This is a genomic window from Paraeggerthella hominis, from assembly GCF_021044775.1.
GTDB lineage: Bacteria > Actinomycetota > Coriobacteriia > Coriobacteriales > Eggerthellaceae > Paraeggerthella > Paraeggerthella hominis.
In genome coordinates, this window is the sequence record NZ_JAJNOQ010000001.1 from 225,987 (window position 1) to 245,255 (window position 19,269).

Below are 19,269 nucleotides of genomic sequence, written 5' to 3' on the forward strand. Positions count from 1 at the left end.
CTTGCCGCAGCCGATTACGGCCTGATCACCGTAGCGGCAGCCGCTTGCTTCTCGACGATGGCGTACATGTTGGTAACCTCTCCCACCGCCAAACGCTCGGTCAAGCCGAAGTGCGCCAGGCAGGTCCCGCAGCTCATAACCTCGACCCCCGCGCGTTGCAGCGCGGTCAAATCCTCGAGCGAAGCCGACCCTTCGCACGCCAGCTTCACGCCCGAGTTGTACAGCAGCACCGTCGAAGGCAGCTGGTCGAGCTGCGTCAGCGCGAACACGAAGCCCTTCATGAGCACCGCGCCCAGCTCGTCGTCACCCGACCCCATGAACTCTGACGCGATGACGACCGCGCTTGCAGCCCCGGCATCGGAAACCGCAGCAGGCTCCGCCGCAAGAGCAGCTTGCGAAGCGCCCGCAGCAACCGCGCCCTTCGAAAAGGTCACCGCGAACGCCCCGTCGTCACGATCCTCGCGGTGCGCCGTGCACTTGAGGGCGCGGGCGAGCGATTCCAGGTTGTCCGCGGCCGTCGCATTGTCCACGAGGACTTCCAGCCGACCGGCGTCCATAGCCGCGAGCGCCTTTTTCGCGCGTACCACCGGCAGCGGGCACGCCTGCCCGCGCGCGTCAACTTGCTCCAATTAAGACTCCTTCTTCCGGTAAATGAACCAGTACGCCAAGCCCACCAGAACGCCGCCCGCGATGTTGCCAAGGGTAGCCGCCGACAGGTTCGCCAGCATCCCGCCTAGCGTGACCGCGTCCGCAGCGCCGAAGCCCATGCCGTTCAGAACGAACCCCAACGGCAGCAGGAACATGTTCGCCACGCAGTGCTCGAACCCGCAGGCGATGAACGCCGACACGGGAAGAAGCACTCCCAGAACCTTATCGGCAACCGTGCGCGCCGAAAAGCCGATCCACACGGCCAAGCATACCAAGACGTTGCACAAAATGCCCTTGAAGAACAGCGTGATCCAGTCGGGCGACACCTTTCCGGCGGCGATGCTCACCATGGCTTCGCCCACCGCGCCGCCGTTCATCTGAAACACCTGCGCCATGTACACCATCCCCACGATGACGAGCGCGCCTACCAGGTTTCCGATCCACACTGTGGTCCAGTTCTTCAACGTAGCGCTCCAGCTGATCTTGCGCGAAGCCTTAGCGCAGATCAAAAGCGTGTTCCCCGTGAACAGCTCGGCGCCGCAGCACAGCACCAGAACCAAACCCAGGCAAAAGCACACGCCGCCCACCATGCGCTGCACGGCGAAGGGCATGGCGGGATCGCCCAAAAACACGCAGAAGTACAGGCCGCCGAGCGCGATGAACGCGCCCGCGAGCATCGCCGAGACGAAGCACTTGCCCAACGGCATGGCCGCCTTCGTCTTGCCAAGCGTTTCGGCCTTCAACGCCGTCTCCGCGGGAGACAGCGCGTCGGGCTTGAGAGCCCTCAAATCCTCGTTGCTCACGTTCATGGAGCCCGCATCCCCTTCTCTCGTCGCCGACAACGCGCCGCTCGCCCGGCGAAGGCCGCAGCACCGTTGCCGTTCATCCTTGATTCCTCACCGTCCGAGCCTGTTGCAGGCCCGATCACCGAACAACATCGCATTGTTGCACATTCGTCGCACCGCGCCTACGGGAAATCTGGCGGAAAGGCTTGCGGAAGGTCGTTTCGTGCGCCCCGAAGCCTTCCGAACCGAGCCGCCCCGACCGCCGACGCGGCCCCGCAAGCCGGTTCTTGGCCCAGGAGCCGCGCGCGGGCGCGCCTTGGTATACTCTTACGCGATCCACGCGCGTCAAAGAAAGGCAGTCCATGAAACCCGCTTCCGTTCAAGACATACTCCGAACCCTCCCGCAGGTGGAGGAAACGCTCAACGCGCCGCAGCTGCGCGCGCTCGATGCGCTGCTGCCCCGACGCATCCTGGCCGACTGCGCCCGCGCATCCATCGACGAAGCGCGCCAGGAGGTGCTGGCGGGCCGCCGAACCGCTGTGGACGCGAACGCCGTCGCGGACGACGCCTGCGCCCGCGCGCTCGCCAACCTTGCGCCGTCGCTGCGCCGCGTGATAAACGCCACGGGCGTGGTGGTCCACACGAACCTCGGACGCAGCGCGCTTGCCGAGGAAGCCGTCGAGGCCGTCGTGGAGGCGGCGCGCGGGTACTCCACGCTGGAGTACGACGTGAACGCCCTTGCGCGCGGCAGCCGCCACGATCACGTGGAGCATCTGATCTGCGCCTTGACCGGGGCGGAAGCGGCCATCGCCGTGAACAACAACGCCGCCGCCGTCATGATGGTGCTAACGGAGTTCGCCGCAGGGCACGAGGGCGTCGTGTCCCGCGGAGAGCTTGTGGAAATAGGCGGATCCTTCCGCATTCCCGACATCATGGCGCTGTCGAACGCGGCCATGGTGGAAGTGGGCACCACGAACAAGACCCATCCGGCCGATTACGAGCGCGCCCTCGGCCCGGACACCGCCATGCTGCTGAAGGTGCATCCCTCGAACTACCGCATGGTCGGGTTCACCGAAAGCGTGGGCATACGCGAGCTGCGGCGCATCGCCGACGCCGAGAACGAACGCCGGCGCGCCAATCCGCAGACGCCGCCCCTTCCCGAGGTAATGGTCTACGAAGACCAGGGGTCGGGCGCGCTTCTGCGACTGGACTGCTTCGGCGATTACGCCGAGCCCACGGTGGCCGAATCACTGCAAGCGGGCGTCGACCTGGTCTCGTTTTCCGGCGACAAGCTGCTCGGAGGCCCGCAGGCGGGCATCATAGCGGGCTCGAAGCGCCACATCGACCGCCTGAAGAAGAACCCGCTCGCGCGCGCGCTTCGCCTGGACAAGATGACGCTTGCCGCGCTCGAGGCGACGCTGCGCCTTTACCTGGACCCCGAGCGAGCCATGCAGGCCGTCCCGACGCTTCGCATGCTCTCGGAGGACGCGGCCGTCGTCCGCACGCGCGCCGAGCGCCTGAGCGAACAGGTATCGAAAACCGTAGCCGATCGCTTCGCCCGCGTCGACGTGGTGCCGGAAACCGGGCGTGCCGGCGGCGGAGCGCTTCCCATGTGCGACATCGACACGTTCGCCGTACGCGTGTCGTTCCTGCAGGGCAGTGCGCAGGAATGCGAAGAGTATCTGGTGAAGCGCACGCCCGTTCCGGTGGTGGGCCGCATCAAGAAGGAGTGCGTGCTGCTCGACGCCCGCACCTTGAGCGAAGAGGACCTTCCCGCGATAGCCGAATCGCTGGGCGCTTACTTCAACAACCTGGACGCACGGAAGGAGACCTGCTCATGAGCACGCCGTCGCACCCCGACTTGGTGCTGGGCACCGCCGGGCACATCGACCACGGCAAGTCGTCGCTCGTGCTCGCGCTCACCGGAACCGATCCCGACCGCCTGTCCGAAGAGAAGAAGCGCGGCATCACCATCGAGCTGGGCTTCGCGCAGCTTTCCCTGCCCGGAGGCTTGACCATGGGCGTGGTGGACGTTCCGGGCCACGAGCGCTTCGTGCGCCAGATGATCGCTGGCGCCACGGGCATCGATTTGGCCCTGCTGTGCATCGCGGCCGACGACGGCGTCATGCCCCAGACCGTCGAGCACCTTGCCGTACTGGAGCTTCTGGGCATTTCATCGGTCGTCGTCGCGCTGACCAAGATCGACCTGGTCGACGACGAATGGGCGGCGTTCATGGCCGACGAGATCCGCAGCCGCCTTGAGACCACGCCGTACGCGGACGCGCCCGTGGTACGCGTTTCCAGCCGAACGGGACGTGGGCTCGACGCGCTCAAAGACGAGCTGGTTCGCGCCGCGCGCGCCACGTCCCGGGTCAAAAAGGGCGCGCACCTGCGCCTGCCCGTCGACCGAACCTTCACCATCAAAGGCGCAGGCACCGTGGTGACGGGCACGCTTTGGAACGGAGAAGCGTCCGTCGGCGACGAGGTCGAGGTGCTCCCCGGCGGCCTGCGCACGCGCATCCGCGGCATCCAGGTGCATGGAAGCCCGGTCGAGCGCGCCAAAGCCGGCCATCGCGTGGCCTTGAACTTGAACGCGCTCTCGACGGCCGAGGTGCGTCCGGGCGACTTCCTGGCAACGCCGGGCGCGATGCGCCCGACAGACCGCTTCGACGCCGACCTGACCTACCTGGGAATTCCCGGCCGAGACGCGAAACCCCTGGAAAGCGGCTCGCGCGTGCACGTGGCCCACGGAACGCGCGAGGTCACGGCGCGCGTGCTGCTCATGGAGGGCCGGACGAGCCTCGCGCTCGGAAAGCGCGCGCTCGCGCAGATCCGCCTCGACGAGCCCCTGCCCGCCGCATGGCGGGACCGCTTCGTCATCCGCTCCTACTCCCCGGTGCACGTCATAGGCGGCGGCGTGATTCTGCGCGCGCACCCCCGCCGCACCACCACGCTGTCCGAGCCTGCCCGTCATCTGCTGGAAGCGCTGCGCGCCGACGACGAAGCGGCCGTGGCCCAGGCGGCATTCTCCCTGGCGACGCTGCCCATCCTGGCCAACGAGCTGGCGGAAGCCTCGGGGCTGGAAGCGTCGCAGGCCGCGCGCGAGCTTGAAGCGCTGGCAACCAAGCGCGCAGCCGTGCGCCTAGACGGCCCGCAAACCCGCTACGCGAGCGCGCAGACGCTGCAGAAAGCGCGCTCGACCATCGAGAACGAGCTGTTGAGGTTCCATTCCCAGAACCCCGATTCCACGGGAATCGCGAAGGACGCCCTGCGGCAAAGAAGCCTGCCGCGCGCAGACGCCGCCTGCTTCGACGCGCTGCTGGCCTACGCAGTCGCCCAAGGCGCCGCCGTGGTGGCGGGCGGCGAGGTCAGCCACCCGCGCGCAGGCGCGGGTGCGCGCATGAAAGAGGAGCAAGCGGCCAAAAAGCTGGGCGATGCGCTCGCGAGCGCGGCAGGGGCCCCGCCGACCATCGCCGACCTTGTAAGCCACGCGGACCTGGATTCCTCGCTCGGGTACAAGGCGCTCGGAATCTTGGAAAAGCAAGGGCTTGCGCGACGGGTCGGAAAAGACTTCTGCTTCGACGCAGCGGCGCTCGAAGCCTTCGAGAAAGCCGTGAGAAACCGGCTGGCGCACGGTCCGGCAACAGCCGCCGAGCTGAAGGACGCCATGGAAACCAGCAGAAAGTACGCCATCCCCCTGCTCGAGTACTTCGACGCGAACGGCGTGACGCGTCGAGAAGGAGACGTTCGCGTCCTGAACGGGTAGATGTGGGGTTTTCGCCTAAACGTCGGCGTGCTCCGATCAAGTTGCGGTATTATAGCGATGCGCCGGTTCCGGCGCATCTTTCATGGGGAGATGGATGGGTCCTGGTGGGCCCCGCGGCCTTCAAAGCCGTTGTGAGGCGCGCAGAACGTCTCGGGTGTGTTCGATTCGCACGCATCTCCGCCATTTCACGTTCGGAAGCCCTTGCTCCGCGCCGCCAATCGAAGCCGTCGCTCGTCCGATCGGGTCGGCACATTCGTCAACGAATGCTATCGATAGGGGGAATCTGCGACCCCGTCCAAAAGAACACGATCAAGCCGATAACCACCACGACAAGGGATACGGCCATGTCGCGCTCGATCGCTATGCGCTCAAGCGGAGGGAACAGCGCCCGCAAAGGACGCCTATCGCTCAAGACGAACAGGATCGGCGCCACGATAAGCAGATCAAGGCTTCCGTAAGAAACCGCGCGCAACCACAGAGGAGCGGCTGCATACTGCGCCGAGCCCAAGGAAGCATCTACGGTCAGCAAGACGCACATAACGCTCAAAGCCGCGAACAAGACGGCCAGCGCTACGTCCCACGCAATGCCCGCCCACCGCGGGATTTTCGAAAGCGCGCGGCCAATGCGCGCAAGGCCGCCGCCCTTCCCATCCGAAGGCGCAACCTGCCCGCTTCCCAAGGACCCCGTCGCCGAGCGCGTCGCCGCCGAAGCGGGCCGAGCCTGGTCCACTTCGCAAAACTCCGACAACGCGTCGGCAAACGACTGCTTGAGAGCCGACACGCTCGCATAGCGACCCTCGGGATCGAACGAAACGGCGCGCTCGATCACCTGACGAAACGGCTCGGGAACCAAAGGCGATCGAAACTTCGCCTTGCGCACCTTCGCGTCGGGCGTCTTCTCGGCCAAGCAGAAGTACAAGAGCATGCCCAGCGCGTAGATGTCGCTGCGCACATCGGTCTGACCGAACCCGAATTGCTCGGGAGGGGCATAGGCTCTCGTCCCGAAACGACAGGTGTCCTCTTCGGCATCCTCCTTGAACGATCTCGCAATGCCGAAATCAATGATGGTCAAGCTATCTTGAGAGAGCATGATGTTCGAAGGCTTGAGGTCGCGATGGATGATCGGGGGATCGAACGCTTCGTGCAGCTCCGCAACCGCGTCGCACAGCCGTGGAAACACGTCACAGGCGAGGGCTACGGAAGGATCGCAGCGATACACGACGTCCGAAAGCGTCTCCCCATCCACATGCTCCATGATCACGACGAACTCGCCGCCCGCCTCGCAGCATTCGATAATGCGCGGAAGATAGCGGAAACGGCGGCCCGACCTTTGCGCGCGGCACATGTTGCGATAGGCGGCTCCCAAGCCGGATGCGCGATCGATCCGCTTCCTGACGAACGGGCCGAGTTCGGCGCCGTTCGCGCCGACGAAGAATACCCGCTCGGTCACTTCGTGAGCGGCGTTCTTCAAAACCGCGTCGACGCGGTAGCACTCGTCCCGCTCGAGCGCGTTCAAGTGTTCGGCCAATTCATCATGCATAGTGAAACCCATGGTAGCAGATCCCGAAGGATCGGAAGCGGACCATAGCGAACAGCGGCCCGTCAGCAAATGGTCTCTTCCCCAAAGCGATACAGCTCTTCATCGGTTTTTTGAAGACTGTGCCCGCGCTCAAGGCAGAATATGACTATCGCGTCGCGTCGATTCTTGCAGTAAAGCCCGTTCGATCCGGCAGCTTGCAGCAGCCTGTTCGCCTCGCGAAGCGACAAGCGCATGGCGAAGGCGAGCTGCAGCACCTTGTTGCGCGAAGCGCCTCGCTGGCCCATGAATATCTGATAGCCGAACGTCTCGTTCAAACCCGCCTCTCGAACGACGCGAGCCCGCTCAAGACCCTTTTCGTCAAGAAGCTGTTCCAAGTAATCCGAAAGACTGCGCGTGGCAATGTGGTTCTCTTCGGCGAACCGTATCGGATCGGGAGCCTCGAGAAGCTCTTCGAGCAGTTCTTCGGTCAGAGGCTCCTTCACGCGACGCTTCCTTTTCTTTCGCTTCTTCCTTGCTTCCATTGTATCAGCACGTATCCCGCATCCTCGCAACACGGCAGGCCCTCGTTACGAGATATTCCATGCCACCTGGGAACTCTTGCTGAAAACCGACGAGTAGTAGAGGACCTTCGAAACATCGCCGTCAAAGTAGACGTTGCCGGAAACCGTTCCTCCCGCCGCAAGCGTTCCGCTGCTCAGAGCGTTCTCGCCATTCATGTAAACCGTTGTCGAGCGCTGCGCGCCGTTCGCATCCTGGCCTTTCCAGTCGAACATGTTGAACGACGCCTCGCTCGATCCTTTGTTGACGTAGGTTACCGTAACGCCGGTAATGGGCGATCCATCGTAATTAACCAGTCCGGTTTGCACGAAATCGACGCTCACCGTCAGTCCATTGCTCAAATCGGCTGCCGAGCCAACCGCCATGGAACTGTAGTCAGCCCCTTGTGCGGAAGCCGTATTCTCCTGAGCGCCCTGCAGCTGAGCCGAATCGGAAGAGCCCGTTACGCTCGGCCCCGAAAACGCTTCCTCAACAGCGGTGCTGTACGCATTCTGCGACGCGATCACGACGACGAGCGACAGCGAGCAAAGCACGATGCCGGCTATCGCCAAAGCCTTCCCTCTTTTCGTCTTGCGGTTCGCAGCCACCAATCCAACGATAGAGAACGGCAAGCCCAGCAACACAAGAAGAAACGCGATGTTGTTGATAATGGGCACGGCGGAAAGCGCAAGCGCAACAATGCTCAAGACAAATCCCGCCACCGCCATGGCGGACAAGGGCAGAGGAAGGGCATGGACCCGCATTCGGCCCATGCCGTCCGGGTATTCGGAGCTTCGATATTCGCGCATATGGTTCCTTTCTTCATGAGGTTTTTGAAACCTTCACTGGGCAGATGCCGCATATGCTAGGGAAACGTACCGATAAAAGCATTAGCTCGCAGCTAAGTTCTCGACGGCGAACCGCTTGACGAAAAGACCGAGCCGCTGCGGAAGCGAGAGGCGCGCCCGCTTCCAAACTGCAAATTACAAATCGGAAACGACCGGTTCCCACGAGTTCCGTTCCGAAGATCCGTAGTAGAATAGAATTGGATAAATCGTGCACTTTATCGAGAATATTGTTCCATATCAGAAGCGAGCAAATTTGGCGCCCTCCAAAACCACGGATCGAGCATCTTCGAGCCTGCGAAGCAGGGTCGAGCGCAAAAAGCAGCACATACGCGCTTGGGAGGGAAACGACCCGTCCCGCAAACGACGCGTCTACTTCGGCTGTTACACGGCGGCCTTCATCGTTGTAGCGTTCATCACGTTGTTCGTCTACCCGTCCAACGGCCGCGCCTTGATCTGGAACATCGACGGCATCGAGCAGTACTATCCCTTCTTCGTGTACGAAGGCCAATGGCTGAGGGAAATCGTCAGCAACCTGCTTTCCGGGCAAGGGCTCCAGATTCCGCTTTGGGTGCACGAACTGGGCTACGGCATGGACGTTCCCTCCACGCTCGACACGTTCTTCGACCCGCTCAACCTGCTTTCCGGCCTGTGCCCGGAACGCTATTCGGAATACCTCTTCCAATTCCTTGTGGTGTTTCGCCTGTACCTGGCCGGAGCTGCGTTCTCGCTTCTTGCCTTGCGCTTCAAAATCGGGCGGTTCCCCACCTTGGTAGGCGCCTTGCTGTACGCGCTGTGCGGCACCGCGATGGCGGTTGCCTACTGGCCGGCTGGAGCGTGGCCGCTCGTCTTGTTCCCCTTGCTGCTGCTCGGCGTGGAAAAGGTGATCGCGAAAGAGCGGCCCTACACGTTCATCGCAGCAGTCGCCGCATTCTTCATCATATCCTATTACTTCTCGTACATGGCGTGCTTGCTGCTGCTCCCCTACTGCGCGGTGCGCGTCTTCCAAACGCAGAAAAGCGTCAACGCGGTGCGTTTCCTTGGTTGGACCCTACGCTTTTTCGGCCTCCTGGCCATCGGCGTTTTGATCGCCTGCTTCGCGCTGGTTCCTTCGCTTGTCGGGTTGTTTGGACTTGAGCGATTCACCGACAACTCGGTCACCGTCCCGCTGTTCTATTCGCATCACTACTACACCTCGCTCGCATCCGGGTTCCTGAGCATGGCGGGCGTCGGGAGCGATTGCTACATCGGGTTCGGCGGACTGGCGTTTCTTTCCTGCGTCCTGCTCTTTTCGAAGCGCCGGCAGAACACGTCGCTCAAGATCGCGTTCGTCGCAGGCACCATCATGCTCATGGTCCCTGCCGTCGGAAGCTTCCTCAACGGCATGAACTACGCCACCAACCGTTGGGTATGGGCTTACGCCCTGGTGGTTTGCTTCATTGTGGCCCGCATGCTTCCGAGCATGCTCCATCTTGACAAGCGATCCGTAAAGGTGCTGGTCATCGCGTCTATCGCCTACGGGGCCATCGTCTTCGCCGTGGCGCCCATGCGCACCGAGGCCATGCTGGCCGCCGGTGTCGTTTTGGCGGCCACCCTGTTCGTCGTGGCGCAACGGGGCATGGCGGCCAAGACGCGACGGATGGCCGTCGTTTGCTGCCTGACGGCGGGCCTGACCGTGAACGCCTTCTATTTCGTATCCCCTGACGAAGGCGGCGTGGGCAAGCTCTCGTCGCCGTTGGGCTACGCCTACCCCCGCATCACGTCCGACTCCCCCAACCACCTGGTCTCGGACCTGAACGCTCCCGGGCTGTGGCGCTACGACGGAAGCTCGTCGGCCATCGAGCGCACGCGCAACGACAGCTTGGTGCTGGGGCTCAAGGGCTTCGATTTCTACAACAGCTCGTACAACAGCGCCATCGACGACTTCCATACCGAGCTTGCCCTCAACAGGACCAACATCAACTTCTCGTACAACGATCTGGGAGGCCGAGCAATCCTGGAGTCGCTCATGGGCGTGAAATACTACCTGAGCACCAAAGCGGGCTTTCCCCCGGTGTACCTGTACGACGATCCGAACAAGATCGTAGCGTCGGGCGTCGTGCGCGACATCCCGTACCAGGTGCACGAAGGATCCAACGTCCTGCCGCTGGCCTTCGCCTACGATTCGTACGTTCCCCGCAGCGAGTACCTTTCCCTCTCCCCCGCCCAGCGGCAGGAAGCGCTGCTGCAGGGCGTGGTGCTCGACGAGTCGTCGCTTCCCGCAACCGACAGAAAGCAGGAATCCCGCACGGTGCCCTCCGTCGTGTCGGCAAGCAACGGCCTTTCGGTGGAAGACGGCGTGATACGCGTTTTGAAACCGGGAGCGACGCTGACCTTGAGCTTCGAAGGCATCGCCAACAGCGAGACGTACTTCTACGTCGACGGACTGCACTTCAAAGGCGTGTCGCCTGTCGAAGAGTCCAAGCGCAAAGGGGAATTCGACAACCTCGCCTGGTTCCGCAAGGCGCTTCTGCTTCAAAAGGACATGAACTGGACCGAACCCCGACGCTACAATATCGGGCTCGGCTCCGACAAAGCGCCCGGCATGCGCCAGATCGACAACTACACGAACGCCTCCCATCTGTACGGCGGCAAGGACGAATGGCTGGTCAACATGGGGTATTCGAAAGAGCCCCAAACATCGATCACGCTGCACTTCGACCTCAAGGGAGACTATCGCTTCACGAACATGTCGGTGGTTTGCCAGCCTGTGAAAAACATGTCGAACCGCATCGATGCGTTGAAAGCCGACCCGGTAGAAGATTTGAAGTTCGGCACGAACGAGATCACGGCCTCGATCGACGCAAGCAAGCCCAAAGCCCTCTTCTTGAGCGTGCCGTACTCGAAGGGATGGACCGCCACGGTGGACGGAAAGCCCGCCGAAATCAAGCGGGCGAACACCGCGTTCATGGCCTTGGAGCTTGAACCCGGCCATCACGAGATCGAGCTGCGCTACCTGACCCCGGGCCTGCGAGAAGGCATGATCCTGTCGGGCATCGGCTTGGCCGCGCTTGCCGGGTTGGCGCTCGTGCGTCGCATCCTGAGCACCCGCGTACGGCGCGCGCAGACGACCGCATCGGCATCGGCGCGCGCGGACGTGCAGGTAAGCCCGCAGCGGCAAGAAGAGCACGAACGGAATTCGAGGTAACCCCATGCACGACCAACGGAAAACCCTTTTGATACTCGGCTCGATGGACGAGTTCGCGCTTCTGGTGCAACGCGCCAAGGAACGCGGCTGTCGCGTGCTCGTGGCCGACGGCTACGAGCACGGCCCCGCTCGCGCGCATGCGGATGCCTCGTTCACGATTCCCGTCACGGACACCGAAGCCTTGGTCAACCTATGTCGCGACGAAGCCGTCGACGCGCTGATCACCTCGTTTTCCGACGTGCTGTTCGAAGAGGGCTGCCGCGTTGCGCATGCGGCGGGCCTTCCCGCCCCCTGTTCGCTGGACAAGTTGGAATTCCTCAGGAACAAGCAGCTCATGAAGAACATGTTCGACCAGTTGGGCGTGCCCTACCCGAACAGCTGCGTCGTGCCGCTCGACCAGGTCGAACGGGCGTGCGAGTCCCTGCGCTTCCCCTGCGTCATCAAGCCGGTCGATGCCTACGGCTCGTACGGCGTCCGCGTCGTGCGCACCGCAGTCGAAGCGATCGAATCGGCTGCCTCGGTTGCAGAGGAATCGAGGCGCGCGAACAGCGTGGTCCTCGAAGAGTACAACGGCGGGCACGAGTTCAACATGATCACCTGGGCGTCGCACGGGCGCGTGTTCCCCGTTTCCGTAGCCGACCGCGAAAAGACCGTGTGCGCGTTCGAGGATCTTCCCCACGTCAGCAGGATCGTGTACCCGAGTCGCTTCACCGACGAGGTCCTGCCCGATGCGCTCGCATACGCGCAGCGCATCGTCGAGTTCGCGGGGATCGAGCACGGCCCTTTATGCATGCAGTTTTTCTGGTCCCCCGACTCGGGCATACACGTATGCGAGGTGACGGGCCGCGTGTTCGGCTACGAGCACGAGCTGCTGGAATACGCGTCCGGCTTGTCCGTGGAGGATCTGCTGCTTGACACGGCGCTCGACCGCGACGCCCTTGCACGCCGCCTTGAAGCCCACGACGCGCGCTCCATGCCGAAATGCAGCTGCGGGCTGTACTTTCACGCGCGCGACGGCATCGTGGCAAGCCTTGACGCCGCGCAAGCCGCGCTGCAAGGCCCTTGCGTGCAGGAGACCCTTCTGTACTACGCACCAGGGCAAACGGTCAAGAACGCGCGCGGCGGACAGCCCTATGCCGCGCGCGCGTTCCTTGCAGCGGAGTCGTACGGCGAGCTGGACGCCGCAAGCGCGCGGATGTTCGAAAACTTCTCCATCGCCGACCCCGACGGCAAGGACCTCGCCGTGCCCAACCGGCTTCCCAGCGCCTGCCGCGCATCCCAAGCGAGCGAAACGACTGCGAAGGAGCAGCCTGTCTCATGAACATATCCGTTGTCATCCCCTGCTACTATTCGGAGCGCATGATCGGCGACGTGGTGCGCATGACCCGCACCGAGCTGGTCAATGCCGGCTATGATTACGAGTTCATCCTGGTCAACGACGGATCGAAAGACGGAACGTTCCGGGAGATTTCGAAGCTGTGCGCCGAGGACGAGCGCGTGAAGGGCATCGACCTCATGCGCAACTTCGGCCAGCACAACGCCATCATGGCCGGTCTGCGCGAGGCGAGCGGAGATGCGGTCATGCTCATGGACGACGACATGCAAACGCACCCGTCGCAATGCCTCGCGCTCATCGCGGGCCTGGAAGACGGCGTCGACGTGGTGTTCGCCGCCTTTCGCCAGCATCGGGAGAACTGGTACCGCAGGCTGGGCTCGCGCTTCGCCATGTTCACCATCCGCGTGCTGGCTGGATGCCCGAAAGGCGTCACCGACAGCAACTTCTTGATCATGCGCCGCTGCGTGAGCGACGTCATGGTCGAGTACTCAAGCGCCTCGGTGTACGTGCAGGGCCTCGTATTCCGCACGACCGACCGCATAGTGAACGTGGAAGTGGAGCATTACGACCGCGCGGAAGGCCAGTCGGGATACACCCTGAAAAGCCTGCTGCGACTGTGGTCGACCATCCTGAACTTCTCGGTAACGCCGCTGCGCATCGCTTCGGTGCTGGGCCTGCTCATGGGCGGTGCGGGACTCGTGGGCGCGATCTGGCTGTTCTTCGAGCGCTTGCACAACCCCACGATGCCGATGGGCTGGGCCTCGGTCATGGTGACCATGCTGGTGTGCTCGGGCGTCATCATGCTGTTCATGGGCGTGATCGGGGAATACGTCGGCCGCTTGTTCATGACGACCAACAAGAACCCCCAGTTTCTGATCAGGACTCGCTGCAACGTCTCGTCCGAGAACCAAATCGGCGAAGGAGCCTCTCGATGAACGAATCCCTCTTCCAGCTGGAAACGCCCTGCTTCGTGTTCGACGAAACGGAGCTGGCGGACAACTTCCACGACTTCGCCCGCGCGCTGCATGCGCATTGGAGCCCCGCCTCCGAGGTTGCCTACTCGATCAAGACCAACCCGTTGCCCTGGATTCTTCGCACGGCGCGCACGTGCGGCTGCATGGCGGAAGCCGTCTCGGACGAGGAGTACGAATTGGCGCTCGCATGCGGATTCGAACCGCAGCGCATCGTCTTCAACGGGCCCATCAAGGGACGGGCGCGCTTCGAATCGGCGCTTGAGCAGGGAAGCCTGGTCAACCTGGACTCGGCGCGCGAGCTGCGCTGGCTTGCGGAGATCGCGCGCACGACCGATCGCGTGCTTTCCGTCGGCCTGCGTGCGAGCATCGACCTCGAGTCGCACTGCCCCGGTCAAACCGTCACGGGAGCCGCGGGCGGACGTTTCGGCTATTGCTACGAGAACGGCGAGCTGGCGCGCGCCGTGCAGGCCGTCCGCGCGATCGGGCCGAACGTGCGCATCGCAGGGCTGCACATGCACGTGACCACGCGCAGCCGCACGGTCGAGGTGTACCGCGCCCTTGCGCGCCATGCGGCCGTCATAGCTCGCGAACTCGACCTTGACCTGGAATTCGTCGACATCGGCGGAGGCTTCTTCGGCGGAGGCGAAGCGAACCGCGGAGCCTACGACGCTTACGCCCAGGCCATCGCCGCCGAGCTGTCCGCCACGTTCGACCCCGAGCGCACGCGGCTGCTGGTGGAGCCGGGCGGGGCCGTGATCTGCACCCCCGGACGCTACGTTGGACGCGTGCTCGACGCGAAGGACACCACCTACGATCGATTCGTGACATGCGATTTGTCCCGCATCAATATCGACCACGAGATGAAGAAGACCGCCTACGCCTACGAGATCGTCCGGCACGATCCCGAAGCCGCCCCGCGCCGCCTGGCACGCCAAGTGCTCTGCGGCTACACCTGCATGGAAAGCGATCGGCTCTGCATCCTGGAGAACGAGGCGGAACTCGCAGAAGGCGACCTGATCGTCATCAAGCACGCAGGTGCCTATTCGATGTCGTTCACGCCCGGGTTCTTCATTCGCTTCGCCCCGCACGTCTACGTCCGCAAAGCCGACGGCAGCTTCACGGACGTCGGCGAAGCTTCCTGGCGACCCGCAAGGCCCGGCGCCCCAAGCGCCGCCACCTTCAACAACGCATCCGCTGAAAGCGAGGAATCCTCATGATCACGTTCAACGAGCCGCCTCGCGTGCCGCAAGCGTACGACTACATCCGCAACGCCATCGAAAGCGGGAACGTCTGCGGGGACGGCCCCTACACGAAGCGCTGCAGCGAGTGGATCGAGCAGCGCTTCGACGTGCAGAAATCCCTGCTCACCACAAGCGGCACGGCCGCGCTCGAAATGGCGGCGCTCCTGTGCCGCATCAAGCCGGGCGACGAGGTGATCCTGCCCAGCTACACGTTCTCGTCCACCGCGACCGCCTTCGTGCTGGCGGGCGCCAAGCTTGTGTTCGTGGATATACGCCCCGACACCATGAACATCGACGAAGATCAGGTTGAGCAGGCGATTACCGAGCGCACTCGCGCTATCGTGGTCGTGCATTACGCGGGCGTGGCGTGCAACATGGACGCCATCAACGGCATCGCGCGCAGCCGCGGCATCCTGGTGGTCGAAGACGCTGCCCAGGGCGTTATGAGCACCTACAAAGGGCAGGCCCTGGGCACCATCGGGGACTTCGGCTGCTTCTCGTTCCATGAGACGAAGAACTACTCCATGGGCGAGGGCGGCGCGTTTTTGACCAAGGACCCCTCCTACAACGAAGCTGCCGAGATCCTGCGCGAGAAAGGCACCGACCGGTCGCGGTTCTTCCGCGGCCAGGTGGACAAGTACAGTTGGGTCGACTACGGCTCGAGCTACCTGCCCAGCGAGCTGAACGCGGCCTATCTGTGGGCGCAGCTCGAACGCGCAGACGAGATCAACGACGACCGTCTGGCCACTTGGAACGCCTACTACGAGGCGCTTGCCCCGTACGCCGAAGCGAAAGCGTGCTCGCTGCCCGTCGTACCGCCCGACTGCACCCACAACGCCCACATGTTCTACCTCAAGTGCAGGGACCTCGAGCAGCGCAGCGCGTTCATCGCGCACATGCGCGAACAGGGAGTTCTCTGCGTGTTCCATTACGTTCCGCTGCATTCCTCCGTTGCGGGCAAGAAGTTCGGAAGGTTCTTCGGAGAAGATCGTCACACCACGAAGGAAAGCGAGCGCTTGGTGCGCCTGCCCTTGTACTACGCGCTTCCCGAAGAGCATCGCGCGCACGTCATCGAAGCTGCGTGCGCGTTCTTCGCTTCTGCGGGTCGGTAATCGTGAAGCACGTCAACCTCAAATCGTTCGTTTCGCTGCACCTGCTGTTCGTGCTGTACTCGCTCACCGACCTGTTCGGCAAGATGGCCGCCTCGTTCGCGTTCGACGACGTGCGATTCTACCTGCTCTACGCCGCTGTGCTGGCGGTGCTGTTCCTGTACGCTATCGGCTGGCAGCAGGTGATAAAGCGCCTGCCGTTGACCACGGCGTTCTCCAACCGGGCCATCACGGTGTTCTGGGGACTGGTTTGGGGAGTGCTCTTCTTCCAAGAGGAGCTGAACTTCCTGAAGGTGCTCGGCGCGGCCATCGTCGTGGCCGGCGTGGTGCTGTACTCGCGCGCCGACGCAGCCGACGCGGATCAGCCCGAACCGGCGAAGGAAGCGGTCGACCATGCCCTTCGCTGAGATGATCCCCTACATCGCCATCGGCGCGCTCGGCGTGTTCGTCAGCTCCATCGCGCAGGTCATGCTCAAGAAAGAAGCGGTGAAGCCGCATGGCAGCTTCATGCAGGAATACCTCAACCCGCTGGTGATCGGCGGATACGTGCTCATGTTGGCGTCCACGTTCATGCTGGTGGTGTCGTTTCGCGGCATCCCGCTGTCCATGGCGCCGGTGCTCGAGGCGACCAGCTACCTCTACGTCACCGTGTTCGGCGTCTTCATCTTCAAGGAGCGGGTCAGCCGCCCCAAGGCGATCGCGCTCGCGGTCATCATGCTGGGCATCCTCGTGTACGCAGCAGGCTTGTGGTAGAAACGATTGTCGCCCGAAACGTACGGTTTCCAAGCGAAAACCGTACGTTTCGGGCGACAATCTTTCCGAGAGCGCCGTTGAAGCCGATCGGGCCGGGAAACGAGGCCGGCCCGATCGCCGTTAGTCCTCGATACCGTCGTTGTTGCGGATCAGCTTGCGCTTGATCTTGCCGCCGATGGTCTTGGGAAGCTCGTCGACGAACTCCACGATGCGCGGGTACTTGTACGGGGCGGTCACGTGCTTCACGTGGTTCTGCAGCTCCTTGACCAGCTCGTCAGACGGCTCGTAGCCCCGAGCGAGCACGATCGTGGCCTTGACCACCTTGCCGCGGATCGGATCGGGCGCAGCCGTCACGGCGCACTCGACCACTGCCGGATGCTCGATGAGCGCGCTTTCCACTTCGAAAGGCCCAATGCGGTAACCCGAGCACTTGATGACGTCGTCGTTGCGACCGACGAAGAAGCAGTACCCGTCCGAGTCGCGCCACGCCATGTCGTGCAGGTTGTAGTACGCGCCGCCCACGGCTTCGCGCGTACGCTCTTCGTCCTGGTAGTACCCTACGAACAGGCCCGGCGGATACGCTTCCTTCAGGCCCGTGACGCAGATCGCGCCCTCTTCGCCATCGGGAACCTCCACGCCGTCGTCATCGAGCAACTTGACGTTCAAAAGCGGGGACGGCTTGCCCATGGAGCCGGGACGCGGATCGATCCACGGGAACGTCGCCAGCAGCACCGGGCCCTCCGTCTGGCCGAAGCCCTCGCGGATCTTCTTGCCCGTCAGCCGCTCCCACGCAAGCGTCACCTCAGCGTTGAGCGGCTCCCCTGCCGTGGCGAACGTGCGCACGCTCGACAGGTCGTAGGCGCTCACGTCTTCCTGCAGCATGAAGCGGTACATGGTGGGCGGCGCGCAGAACGTGGTCAGCTTATGATCCTGGATCTTCTGCAGCAGCTTTTCCGGCACGAACTTGTCCATGTCGTAGGCGAACACGGTGGCGCCGGCAATCCACTGCCCGTAGATCTTGCCCCAGCCGAACTTCGCCCAGCCGCTGTCGGTCACGCTCATGTGCAGCGCGTTCTCCTCGACCTGCTGCCAGTACTTCGCCGTGATGATATGGCCCAGAGGATGCGCGAAGTTGTGGCACACGGCCTTCGCCATGCCGGTGGTGCCCGACGTGAAGTAGATGAGCATGATGTCCTTGCTCGTGACGCCGGCTTCGCCCACGGGGCGCTCGAACTCGTCGGACTCGCCCTCGATCAGCTGGTTAAACGTGGTCCAACCGTCTCGTTGACCGGCCACGATGATGCGATTTGCGATGGACGGCGACTCGGGCAGCGCCTCCTCCATCTGCTCGCACACGTACTCGTCGTTCACGCATACGACGGCCTTCACCTGCGCGCTGGCCGCACGGTACACGATGTCCTTCTTCGTCAGCTGCAACGACGCCGGAATGATGGTGGCGCCCAGCTTGCACAGCGCCACGGCGCACACCCAGTACTCCCAGCGGCGGCGCAGGATCATCATGACCACGTCGCCCTTGCCGATACCCAGTCGCGCGAAGCCGTGAGCGGCGCGGTTCGATAGACGCGCAAGCTCCTCGAACGTGAACGCATGCTCGGCATCGTGGTCGTCGCACCACACGAGCGCCTGCTTGCCCGGCTCCACGCGCGCCCATTCGTCCACTACGTCGAAACCGAAGTTGAACGCCTCGGGCACGTCGATCTGAAAGTTCTCGTAAAAGTCCTCGTACGAATCGAACTCGATGCGCGGACAGTATTTCTTCAAGATGTGATTCACGGGCGCAGCTTTCCTTTCTCACGCCTTATCGGTCCAGCAAGGTCAGCGAGAAGCGCTGCGGTGGCTCAGATTGCCGTGAAAGCCCGAGGAAGCGTACCGTGGGTACGCGACGAGGGCTTGGAGCGGCAAGATGGGCCGCCGCAGCGCTTCGCAGCGTCGAGCGGATCCGCCGTTCGGAGAACGGCGGATCGGATCACTCCGCGATAATGGTGACGAACTTGGCGGGCACGTCGCTTCCGCAACGCTGACCGTGCGGATGCTCCGGGTTGAAGTAGATGCTGTCTCCGGCGTGCAGCTCGAATTCCTTGTCCTCCCACGTCACGACGACCGTGCCCTCGAGGACCAGATTGAACTCCTGGCCGGTGTGCGTAACCAGCTTCGCCGGCTCGTCCGACGGATCGAGCACCACCAGCAAAGGCTGCATGATCTTGCCGGTGTAGCGCCAAGCCAGATCCTCGAAGTGGTAGCCGGGATAGCGGTCGACCTCGCGGCCCTCCCCCTTCTTCACCACCTGGTAGGTGTTCAGCTTCGCCGCGGTTCCCGTCAGGATCTCGGTAAATTCCACGCCGAAGGTGTGCGCCAGGTGGTAAATGGCGGAAATAGGCACGTCAGCGCCTGTTTCCTCCCATTCGAGGTACTTCTCCAGCGGCACTTCAAGCTCGGCGGCCATGTCCTCGGGCGTGACGTCGCACGCCTCGCGCAGGCCCTTGATGCGCAGGCCGATCTCGGCCAGTTCAGCTACCATGTGGCTCCC

General features: G+C 63.2%; 16 protein-coding genes and 1 tRNA gene. 10 read left to right on the forward strand and 7 right to left on the reverse strand.

Going from position 1 to position 19,269, the window contains the following annotated elements; genetic code table 11:
* Positions 1-14: 14 nt before the first annotated feature.
* Complete coding sequence (yedF, locus tag LQE90_RS00990) at positions 15-629, reverse strand: sulfurtransferase-like selenium metabolism protein YedF (RefSeq protein ID WP_114565735.1); 615 nt, start codon at positions 627-629, stop codon at positions 15-17.
* Positions 630-1,457: a formate/nitrite transporter family protein gene (locus LQE90_RS00995; protein ID WP_216528544.1), complete on the reverse strand. Its 828-nt coding sequence runs from the start codon at positions 1,455-1,457 to the stop codon at positions 630-632.
* Between the two features lie 338 nt (positions 1,458-1,795).
* Here LQE90_RS00995 and selA point away from each other — a divergent pair, with 338 nt between their 5' ends.
* The 3 genes from selA to LQE90_RS01010 all read left to right on the forward strand — a co-directional run bounded on the left by selA (position 1,796) and on the right by LQE90_RS01010 (position 5,382).
* Positions 1,796-3,274: an L-seryl-tRNA(Sec) selenium transferase gene (selA, locus tag LQE90_RS01000; RefSeq protein ID WP_216528545.1), complete on the forward strand. Its 1,479-nt coding sequence runs from the start codon at positions 1,796-1,798 to the stop codon at positions 3,272-3,274.
* Entirely contained in the window at positions 3,271-5,199 is a 1,929-nt protein-coding gene (gene selB / locus LQE90_RS01005; protein WP_216528546.1) for a selenocysteine-specific translation elongation factor, read from the forward strand. The genes selA and selB overlap by 4 nt, the downstream gene beginning before the upstream one ends.
* Before the next feature lie 86 nt (positions 5,200-5,285).
* A tRNA-Sec gene (locus LQE90_RS01010) sits at positions 5,286-5,382 on the forward strand.
* Positions 5,383-5,455: 73 nt separating this feature from the next.
* On the opposite strand, the gene LQE90_RS01015 is transcribed toward LQE90_RS01010, so the two are convergent.
* The 3 genes from LQE90_RS01015 to LQE90_RS01025 form a co-directional block, all read right to left on the reverse strand.
* The gene (locus tag LQE90_RS01015; protein ID WP_216528547.1) at positions 5,456-6,739 is read right to left on the reverse strand and encodes a serine/threonine protein kinase; all 1,284 of its coding nucleotides are present in this window, start codon (positions 6,737-6,739) and stop codon (positions 5,456-5,458) included.
* Positions 6,740-6,801: 62 nt separating this feature from the next.
* Positions 6,802-7,221, reverse strand: coding sequence for an XRE family transcriptional regulator (locus LQE90_RS01020; protein ID WP_216528548.1), 420 nt, complete (start codon positions 7,219-7,221; stop codon positions 6,802-6,804).
* 84 nt (positions 7,222-7,305) lie between these two features.
* A complete protein-coding gene (locus LQE90_RS01025) occupies positions 7,306-8,085 on the reverse strand; it encodes a DUF4190 domain-containing protein (protein ID WP_216528549.1) in 780 nt (259 codons plus the stop codon).
* 292 nt (positions 8,086-8,377) lie between these two features.
* Between LQE90_RS01025 and LQE90_RS01030 the strand changes: the two genes are divergently transcribed.
* The 7 genes from LQE90_RS01030 to LQE90_RS01060 are packed head-to-tail and all read left to right on the forward strand — an operon-like array spanning position 8,378 to position 16,721.
* A complete protein-coding gene (locus LQE90_RS01030; protein WP_216528550.1) occupies positions 8,378-11,308 on the forward strand; it encodes a YfhO family protein in 2,931 nt (976 codons plus the stop codon).
* 4 nt (positions 11,309-11,312) lie between these two features.
* On the forward strand, positions 11,313-12,629 hold the full coding sequence (locus LQE90_RS01035; protein ID WP_216528551.1) for an ATP-grasp domain-containing protein: 1,317 nt from the start codon (positions 11,313-11,315) through the stop codon (positions 12,627-12,629).
* On the forward strand, positions 12,626-13,579 hold the full coding sequence (locus LQE90_RS01040) for a glycosyltransferase family 2 protein (protein ID WP_114565743.1): 954 nt from the start codon (positions 12,626-12,628) through the stop codon (positions 13,577-13,579). Before LQE90_RS01035 ends, LQE90_RS01040 begins: the two co-directional genes overlap by 4 nt.
* Positions 13,576-14,835 (forward strand): type III PLP-dependent enzyme domain-containing protein, encoded by a 1,260-nt coding sequence (locus LQE90_RS01045; protein ID WP_216528552.1) that lies wholly within the window; start codon positions 13,576-13,578, stop codon positions 14,833-14,835. The genes LQE90_RS01040 and LQE90_RS01045 overlap by 4 nt, the downstream gene beginning before the upstream one ends.
* Positions 14,832-15,971 carry a dTDP-4-amino-4,6-dideoxygalactose transaminase gene (gene rffA / locus LQE90_RS01050; RefSeq protein WP_216528553.1) on the forward strand — a complete coding sequence of 380 codons (1,140 nt, stop codon included), beginning with the start codon at positions 14,832-14,834 and terminating at the stop codon, positions 15,969-15,971. Before LQE90_RS01045 ends, rffA begins: the two co-directional genes overlap by 4 nt.
* 2 nt (positions 15,972-15,973) lie before the next feature.
* On the forward strand, positions 15,974-16,375 hold the full coding sequence (locus LQE90_RS01055) for an EamA family transporter (protein ID WP_231088156.1): 402 nt from the start codon (positions 15,974-15,976) through the stop codon (positions 16,373-16,375).
* The gene (locus LQE90_RS01060; RefSeq protein ID WP_225749241.1) at positions 16,362-16,721 is read left to right on the forward strand and encodes a DMT family transporter; all 360 of its coding nucleotides are present in this window, start codon (positions 16,362-16,364) and stop codon (positions 16,719-16,721) included. Before LQE90_RS01055 ends, LQE90_RS01060 begins: the two co-directional genes overlap by 14 nt.
* 120 nt (positions 16,722-16,841) lie before the next feature.
* On the opposite strand, the gene LQE90_RS01065 is transcribed toward LQE90_RS01060, so the two are convergent.
* A complete protein-coding gene (locus LQE90_RS01065; RefSeq protein ID WP_216528554.1) occupies positions 16,842-18,515 on the reverse strand; it encodes an AMP-binding protein in 1,674 nt (557 codons plus the stop codon).
* A 193-nt stretch (positions 18,516-18,708) separates the two neighbouring features.
* Positions 18,709-19,260, reverse strand: coding sequence for a helix-turn-helix domain-containing protein (locus LQE90_RS01070; protein WP_216528555.1), 552 nt, complete (start codon positions 19,258-19,260; stop codon positions 18,709-18,711).
* Positions 19,261-19,269: the final 9 nt, after the last annotated feature.